This window comes from Motilimonas sp. 1_MG-2023 (assembly GCF_030547455.1).
GTDB lineage: Bacteria > Pseudomonadota > Gammaproteobacteria > Enterobacterales > CBDFNC01 > Motilimonas.
This window is the reverse complement of record NZ_JAUOPX010000075.1, coordinates 1-8,028: the sequence shown is the minus strand read 5'-3', so window position 1 is coordinate 8,028 and position 8,028 is coordinate 1. Positions and strand designations below refer to the sequence as shown.

The window sequence follows — 8,028 nt, the reverse complement described above, 5'->3', positions numbered from 1 at the left end:
GATTCTGGGCAAATAAGCTGCTTGCGCGGTAGTGTCATAACCTTTATCCAGCTTGATAGATGGTCACTTAACTATGGTGCAAGATGTGATAGGCTTCAAATTTAGGAGGGTGTCCTGTCTTTCTTGGTCAAATTTAGGAGGGTGCCCTGTCTTTGTCTTTGTCTTTGTCTTTCTCTTAGAAATAATTTACAGCAGAGCAAATCCTTTAGGTGCTAAGGGTTTATTAAATTTGTATAAATTGACGTAAATAATCGCGGGCTTATTTTGCCCTTTATATGTAAGTTGGTAGCGGTCAAGTAAACCTCCGCCAAAAGGCATAGACTTATCTTCAAATGCGCAACAACTACCAATTCGTGAAACTTTTACTTGTTCTCCATTTGGACCTAAAAGACCTTCAAAATATTGTACATGAGCACCTTCACTTTTTGAGCCTCGTAAAAAACCACCTAGCTCTATAGGTTTTTCTGCAATATAACCATACTCTGGATCTGTTGATGTTAAGTGAAAGCTTTCTACTGGAAGAGGTACTTGTGGGGTGGTGTTACAGCCCACTATTAATAAAATGAAAAGAATTACCAAAACTTGCTTCATTACCGATACTCCGATTTATTTCTAACAGCTTATTAGCCCCATAATGGGGTGATAAAACGCCCCAAAACGGCGCCTAAAACATACCCTCAATATTTACACTATTTTTATCTTAGGTAAACAGCGGCTTACCGTTCTAGCTCAGCATCTCTGTTATATTCCGACAAAACGGCGTCTAATAATGTTATGCGACAGGGGCAGGTGTTAACTCACTTCGCTCCAAAGGTATATTACGCCCAGTATTGAACTGATATTACTCTGCGGCAGCTATTGAACAATTCGACAAACCGAATTAACATCAATAAAACATAATGTTAATGATGGTTAGCCATTCCAACTTGAACAGGAAGTAACCTTGAAGCTATTAGCCATTGCCATGATCCGTGGCTATCAACGCTTTATCTCACCTTACAAAGGTTTTCGCTGCGCGCATGCCCATTTACATCAAGGCCCATCTTGTTCTCATGCGGTGCTGGAGATAGTCAAAACCGATGGCTTATACCATGGCTACCGCGCCATTCGTTTGCGTATCAAAGACTGTAAGCAAGCCTATCAAACGCTACAAAGTGCAAATAACCTCAACCGCTCAGATAAAGGCAAAAAGCGTAAAGAAAAAGACAAGTGGTATGATTGCTGCGATCCAAGCATCGCTTGTGATGCATGGAGCTGTGGCAAGAGTAAGCATTGCGATCTGCCCGATTTGCCTTGTGACTGCTGGCCTTAACGTCTAGCTATCTGATTAAGCCCACAGATCTAATAGGCTGAACTTGGCATTACTAAAGATAAGCTTAAGTTAACCATGATTATCAAAGCGCCGACATATCGTAGCAGGGGGATGAACATGTTAGACAAAAATAAAACGGGGCTCATTGTCATCGACGTACAAGGTAAGTTGGCTGATATTGTTACGGATAGTGAAGCGCTGTTAAAACAAATTCACATTATGATCAGCGGCGCTAAAGCGCTCAATCTGCCGATCATCTATCTAGAGCAAAACCCAGCTAAATTAGGCTCCACCAGCCCCTTGTTACAAAGCGCTTTAGACCCGGTTGAAGCAATAGCAAAATATACTTTTGATGCCTGCGCTGAGCCAGAATTTGTGGCCGCAATAAAAGCTTCCACTGTCACCACTTGGATAATCTGCGGTATTGAAGCCCATATTTGTGTCTATCAAACTACTTCCAGCTTATTACAACTTGGCTATCAAATTGAGCTATTGGAAGATGGCGTCGCTTCTCGCTCATCACCCAATAAAAGCCTCGCGATTAAAAAGCTGATGGCGCAAGGAGCCAGCATCAGCTGCGTTGAAATGTGCTTATACGAACTGGTCGCCGATTGCCGAGCACCTGAGTTCAAAGCAATTTTGCAGCTCATCAAATAATCGTTTAGTCCAATTAGCGCTATCCATACAAACACCTATTGAACCCCATTTAACTTGGTGTTAACTTGTTAAATTAATTAAAAAAATACGTCGCTATCACGCAACTGATAAATGCGCGTAAAAGTCGGTTTGTCTAGCATCATCAATGGATTGACTCAGTTAACTCAGTCTATTTCAGGATAAACCAAACCATGATTTTTCTTCTGTAGGTAAAAAATGACCCAAAGCCCTAGCATTACCATTTCATCTCTCGATGCCGATCGACTAGAAAAACTACTTGATTCCTTGGGGGATAAAGAATTTCCAGGCAAGGATGGACTGCAAGCTGAGCTAGATCGCGCGAATATTGTTGAGCCCGAGCAGATGCCACCTAACACGGTAACCATGAACTCAACTGTTCGCTTTAAAGTAGCCAATTCAGACAAAGAGCTGGCTTATACCTTGTCTTATCCTAGTGCGATAAATAATACAGCAGGCGATAATAGCGAAAAAATTTCTATTCTTGCGCCGATTGGCACTGCTTTATTAGGCCTATCTGAAGGCGACCAAATAGAGTGGCCTAAACCTGGTGGAGGCTTAGTTAAGGTAGAAATTATCGAGGTGCTGTATCAACCAGAGCGCGAAGGTGAGCTACATCGGTAACTAACGAAAGGGGCATTCTCACCAGGCGGTTGGTAATAATAATCAGCTAATGTTATCAACCTTAGCTATATTAGTATTTATCAAAATGCCCCTACTTCTTTTATACAGGCCAATAACACAGATGAAGCCTAAATTAATTTCATTTCTTGGTCTACTGATCTCCTGTCACGCCATTGCAAATGAACGCGTTGATGCCATAGTGAGTGGCAAGTTAACTTTTCATACACCAAATGAAGCCATTTCATTGCAGCTTAACCAACAACATTGCCTTCTCACCAGCGAACATGATGTTATACAAGACAAAATGGCGATAATCTTAACCTGTGCGAAACAAAAACAAGTACTTTGGGATGAAACATCAACCAACGGCACCGTGTTCATTGATGAACCGAATGTTAACATGCACTGGGCGGGCGATATGGATGACGATGGCAAATTAGACTTAGTTGTTAGCATCAATCCAAAATATTCTTGCGATCAGAAATTCACTTATTTATCGAGTAAAGCTAGAGCCGGAGAGTTAATGGGTTTAGCCAAAATCGGCGAATTAAGCTGCTGCTAAAATAGAGTCAATAACGACGAAGTGAAAGGAATGTTCAAATCGGCATTAACAACGCCATTGAACCCGAGATGAGCATTAGCAACAAAAAGGCCGCTGTTTAAGTAGCGGCCAACGGAGCTAACAAATTGTTGTTTTCGATTTAATTATTTCGGTTAAAGCTGCCTTTCCAGCTGTGCCCTGCCAGTAATAATAAACCTGCAAAAATAGCCAAGTTTTTAACAAAGTTTTGCTGCTCGTGCGCGCCTTCCATGCCAGTGAAATTCCAAAAATCATGCAGATTAATGTTGATCAGCAGCACCATGCCCGCAAGCACTAATGCGCAGATAGCGGTGTAACGATTAGCTAGAATGAACAGAGCTGCGCCAATCTGCACTATGCCTGCCGCTGCAAGTAAAACTGGGATTAACATCATTTGATGCTTTTCCATTAGCGCAACATGCATGTCCCAAGCAACAAATTTCATAATGCCGGGCAATAAAAAATACAGCGCTAATAATACTCGGCCAGTCGTGATTAATGCTTTATCCATTACAGCGCTGCACCATTCACACTCAGTTTTACATCGATATTGCCTTTAACCGCGTTTGAGTAAGGACAAACTTGATGAGCGACCGCGACCAGTTGCTGTGCGGCATCTTGCTCCAACTCTAGCGTGACACTTAGGCTTACCGTTAAAGCAAAGCCGCCCGCTTCATTGGCCACTAAGCCAACTTGAGCCGTAACCGGTGCTTGACTGAGCGCTAATTTTTGCTCGCGCGCCACATGCAAAATGGCATTAGAGAAACACGCCGCATAACCAGCAGCAAACAGCTGCTCTGGGTTAGTCGCCTCACCGGTGCCACCCAGCTCTTTAGGATAACTAAGGCTTAAAGACAATTTACCGTCATCGGTAGAAACTTGACCGTTACGGCCTGATAATGCGGATGCAGTGGTTGAATATAATGCAGACATAATGATTCCTCTCATGGGTATGGTTACTGATTCAATATAATCGCTAGCAATTAGATTGCGTACAACTTAATTTATGTCGCAGTATAGGTCGATTTGGATTTATAATGCAAGTATATTGTGCGCAATTTAATTGCATCACTATTTTCTTTTGGAGTATTTCATGACCGACAAGCAAGCCCATGTTACGCCCAGAGCCGATCTGAGCATGAATGAATCTGCTGAATTATTGCTTGAAAATCAAGTGTGCTTTTCGTTATATAGCGCGGCAAATGCGATTATTCGAGCTTATCGCCCCCTGCTCGAAGCTATCGATTTAACCTACCCGCAATACCTCGCTATGTTAGTGCTATGGGCCAATAATGGCATTAACGTAAAAGACATGGGCGCTAAGTTACATCTTGATTCAGGTACGTTAACGCCCCTATTAAAGCGCCTTGAAACAAAAGGTTTACTCGATAGAAAGCGTGGTTTAACAGATGAACGGGTACGTGAAATATGGTTAACCGAGGCAGGTAAAACACTAAAGACACAGGCGAAATCCATTCCCTATACAATGTTTTGCAAAAGTGAATTACCTGTTGAAGAGCTAGCTGCATTGAAAGCAACTTGCGATAAGCTATTAAGTAATATTAATTAATCGATACAGATATATCCCCACGTCATCACTGAATAAAGTTTTAATAGCTGAGCGAGTTACGCCTCAGACGAAACTGAGGCGGCACCTGTTAATCGCGATGATAAGTGGCGGTAATAGTGGCTGATTCAATACCATTGAGGTAGATTTGATAGCCAATTAAAGCAGGGTTAATCTCAGGTCCAAAATCAATTTTTTCAACCTTCATGGCATGAATTGAAAACTGATAACGGTGCTGGCCGTGACCTTGCGGAGGACATGGACCACCATAGCCAACTTGATTAAAATCGGTTTTAGATTGTACGCTGCCAACGGGCATTGTTTGGCCATCCATCGCACCCGCACCTTGCTTTAGTTCTGTCACGTTGGCGGGAATATTAAATGCCACCCAATGCCAAAACCCACTGATGGTTGGCGCGTCAGGATCATACACCGTTAACACAAAACTTTTGGTGCCCTCTGGAATATCACCCCAACTTAAATGGGGAGATATGTTTTGCCCTTCACAACCCCATTGATCAAAAACATGCTTAGCGCTGATGGTTCCACCATCTGCTAAATCATTACTTTGTAACTCTAGGGCCTGTGCCGACGCGGCTAACCCAGATAATAAAACTAACGTACTTAAGCGTTTCATCTTGATGCTCCCTTCTATTTAAGATGCAACCAGAATAAAGCAACGTAAAACCAAACAAGGCCGAGAAACAGCCAACAATTAACGCGAAAAGCTCAAATCACCGTTTTTTGCAATTCTGACGGTAGCATGCCAAAACGTTGTTTAAATTTGGCGCTAAATGTTGAAGCTGATTGATACCCACAAAGCTCACTAACAAAAGCAATAGGTCGCTTTTCAATACCACTTTGTAACAAATGTAAACCATGGCCTAACCGTGCATCGACTAATAACTGCCTAAAACTGGTTTGTTCTTCTTTCAAGCGTCGGCTTAAGGTGGTTTCACTCAGGTTCAAACGTGCTGATACATTTGCTACCGACCAGTCAAAGGCAGGATCTAAACTGAACAATTGTGAGACCTTATCACTCCACTTAGATTGCGGCAGTTGAAACAGGGAATTGCCATGGCCACTGAGTAGCAATGACAATAAAATCTCCGTATATCTATGGTCTAATAACGCTGAAGCAAGCCCCGATTGATAAGCGTCCAACAGGTGTAACACCGCTGAAAGTACCGTTTCGTCAACGGTAAAAGGCATAAACGTTTGTTTTTTGGCCTGCGACTGTTGAAGGATTTTTCCGTACTGCTGCTGTACTGAGCTAATTTGCTCTGGCGTAAAAAATAACACCAAAGCGTAGAAAGCGCCGTCTTTAGGGGTGTTGGTGATAGTAAAGTTTACGTGAGCGGGAAAAACGATCCCCTGCCCCGCTTTCACAGCAATATCACTACAGGAAGACGAAACCCATTTTGTACCTTGTACGATAATCACCAAGAAATTATGCTGAGACTGTAAATCACGTATTTGTTGCGCACTAACACAGCGCACATAACCCAAACCAAGTATGCGCTCGTTAGGCTCAGCCTGCTGAACCCAACGCTTTAAATTTTGCCATTTACTTTGCGCTATCATTTCGCTCCCCACTATCACCCATGTTCATGCACCCCATTAACCCCTTTAAAATATACCCAGCGCAAGTATTAAATTAACATCATAAAGAACATATCTAGAACCCGCCAAGCGGTGCCTAAATAGGTAAAAAACCATGTCAAACAAACGCCTCACATAAGACATAGCCTAAAAAGATTAACCTACAAGCATAATCAAATGAACCCCAGAGCAATATGAAGCAGCACAACAGATGGCTAAAAAATATTGAACAAGCTATATTTCAGTTAAAATTCATATATTTCAGGTTAATTTTATGCCGACTCAGAATAAATCCCGCCTCACTTTCATCATACTACTGAGTTTAATATTCCCCTTCTTTACTGTCGCAGCGCCCGTTGAGAAAGCACTTAGAATCGTAACTCTCCAAGACTTCAAACCTTTTATTTGGTGTGATGAACAGCAAGTAAAAGGTATTGATATCGATATCATTACTGAGCTATTTCACCGTATTGAGTCCCCCTTTACAATTGAATGTATGCCTTGGAAACGAGCGCTTACCTATCTTCGAAACGGTACTGTCGATGCTTTGTTTTCCGCCTACAAAACCACCGAGCGTGAAGCCTTTGCGACTTACTTAGATTATCCACTGCATACCAGTGTATTTAGCATTTTTACTCATAAAGGTAACATCAACAGCTATAGCCAAACCAGTGATCTGTATGACAAGCGCATTGGTATTTCCAGCGGCTACAGTGTCAACCCTGAATTTGATCAAGCTAAAGCTGAGCAGCGTTTTGCGATTTCAGAAATAAAGTCGACCGAATCAGGCATTCGGATGCTGTTAATGGATAGAATCGACTTTTATATCAATGGTAAAACCGTAGTCTTAAATAAAGCAAAAGAAATGGGAGTAGCGAATCAACTGTACGACATGAGCAGGCCTATGCATGAACCTAAACCAGCCTATTTAATTATTTCTAAAGCAGCAAAAATCCATAATAAAGAGCAACTCATCAACAAACTTAATCGCTCTCTTGAACAAATGTGGCAAGATGGCACCATAGAGACCATCATCAACCGCTACACGCAACCTAGTCAGCTCCAGTAATCCCAAGGGCGAACGCATGAACAAACAATATTTGAGCATGACCTTCTAATAAGTAACATTTTATTAAACGAAACGTCCTAAAATCATCCTTGATGACTTAACTACCGCTTCGCTGCGGCAGATATTCGTCTAAGAAAACGTCACTTATCGTTCAAAAAAACACTCACGCATTTGCCCTGCAGCACCCCTTGATAAATTACATTGCGATTAAATTAGCAAAAGTAGCAGCCCAACTTTACTACTGACACATATTGTCACTCGCTAGCGCTATGATGAAATTCACTTTCAAGGAGAGCGCCATGTTAATTTTAAAACAGACTGCCGTTGAGTTTGACGGCATTAATGCCAGCCCATTTTGTGCCAAAGTTGAGTTATTTTTACGCTACTACCAAATCCCATTCAAAATAGAAGCCGCACTGCCAATGCACGGGCCCTATAAGAAAATTCCTTTTGCCGTTTACCAAGGGGAAACCTTAGGCGATTCTGAGCTCATATTGCAGCGATTAATCAATGATTACGCCATTTGCGTATTAACATGAAGTCGATCGGTTAATAACATCGATGCCGATCACTTGTACTCTTCTTTGTAGAACCTTTTT

General features: G+C 42.0%; 12 protein-coding genes. 7 read left to right on the top strand and 5 right to left on the bottom strand.

Translation table 11 applies throughout. From position 1 onward, the window contains the following. Positions 1–186 precede the first annotated feature (186 nt). Positions 187–591: a hypothetical protein gene (locus Q4519_RS21065; RefSeq protein ID WP_232800086.1), complete on the bottom strand. Its 405-nt coding sequence runs from the start codon at positions 589–591 to the stop codon at positions 187–189. Between the two features lie 352 nt (positions 592–943). Between Q4519_RS21065 and yidD the strand changes: the two genes are divergently transcribed. From yidD to Q4519_RS21045, 4 genes are all read left to right on the top strand, one after another. Further along, a complete protein-coding gene (gene yidD / locus Q4519_RS21060) occupies positions 944–1,312 on the top strand; it encodes a membrane protein insertion efficiency factor YidD (RefSeq protein ID WP_303515808.1) in 369 nt (122 codons plus the stop codon). A gap of 117 nt (positions 1,313–1,429) precedes the next feature. Beyond that, a complete protein-coding gene (locus Q4519_RS21055; RefSeq protein ID WP_233051283.1) occupies positions 1,430–1,969 on the top strand; it encodes an isochorismatase family protein in 540 nt (179 codons plus the stop codon). A 216-nt stretch (positions 1,970–2,185) separates the two neighbouring features. Further along, a complete protein-coding gene (rnk, locus tag Q4519_RS21050) occupies positions 2,186–2,611 on the top strand; it encodes a nucleoside diphosphate kinase regulator (protein ID WP_232800083.1) in 426 nt (141 codons plus the stop codon). 121 nt (positions 2,612–2,732) lie between these two features. After that, positions 2,733–3,173, top strand: coding sequence for a hypothetical protein (locus Q4519_RS21045; protein ID WP_303515803.1), 441 nt, complete (start codon positions 2,733–2,735; stop codon positions 3,171–3,173). A 139-nt stretch (positions 3,174–3,312) separates the two neighbouring features. Here Q4519_RS21045 and Q4519_RS21040 read toward each other — a convergent pair whose 3' ends face one another. Together Q4519_RS21040 and Q4519_RS21035 are read right to left on the bottom strand one after the other, a co-directional pair. Then, positions 3,313–3,702 (bottom strand): DoxX family protein, encoded by a 390-nt coding sequence (locus tag Q4519_RS21040; protein ID WP_232800081.1) that lies wholly within the window; start codon positions 3,700–3,702, stop codon positions 3,313–3,315. Then, positions 3,702–4,124: an organic hydroperoxide resistance protein gene (locus Q4519_RS21035; RefSeq protein WP_282561080.1), complete on the bottom strand. Its 423-nt coding sequence runs from the start codon at positions 4,122–4,124 to the stop codon at positions 3,702–3,704. Before Q4519_RS21035 ends, Q4519_RS21040 begins: the two co-directional genes overlap by 1 nt. Positions 4,125–4,284: 160 nt before the next feature. Here Q4519_RS21035 and Q4519_RS21030 point away from each other — a divergent pair, with 160 nt between their 5' ends. Beyond that, the gene (locus Q4519_RS21030; RefSeq protein WP_303515798.1) at positions 4,285–4,761 is read left to right on the top strand and encodes a MarR family winged helix-turn-helix transcriptional regulator; all 477 of its coding nucleotides are present in this window, start codon (positions 4,285–4,287) and stop codon (positions 4,759–4,761) included. Between the two features lie 88 nt (positions 4,762–4,849). On the opposite strand, the gene Q4519_RS21025 is transcribed toward Q4519_RS21030, so the two are convergent. Next, positions 4,850–5,395 (bottom strand): YbhB/YbcL family Raf kinase inhibitor-like protein, encoded by a 546-nt coding sequence (locus Q4519_RS21025; RefSeq protein ID WP_303515797.1) that lies wholly within the window; start codon positions 5,393–5,395, stop codon positions 4,850–4,852. Positions 5,396–5,487: 92 nt separating this feature from the next. After that, on the bottom strand, positions 5,488–6,342 hold the full coding sequence (locus Q4519_RS21020) for a helix-turn-helix transcriptional regulator (protein WP_303515794.1): 855 nt from the start codon (positions 6,340–6,342) through the stop codon (positions 5,488–5,490). Positions 6,343–6,634: 292 nt separating this feature from the next. On the opposite strand from Q4519_RS21020, the gene Q4519_RS21015 reads away from it, so the two are divergent. After that, the gene (locus tag Q4519_RS21015) at positions 6,635–7,429 is read left to right on the top strand and encodes an ABC transporter substrate-binding protein (RefSeq protein ID WP_303515791.1); all 795 of its coding nucleotides are present in this window, start codon (positions 6,635–6,637) and stop codon (positions 7,427–7,429) included. Positions 7,430–7,728: 299 nt separating this feature from the next. Further along, positions 7,729–7,968 carry a glutathione S-transferase N-terminal domain-containing protein gene (locus Q4519_RS21010; RefSeq protein WP_303515788.1) on the top strand — a complete coding sequence of 80 codons (240 nt, stop codon included), beginning with the start codon at positions 7,729–7,731 and terminating at the stop codon, positions 7,966–7,968. Positions 7,969–8,028: the final 60 nt, after the last annotated feature.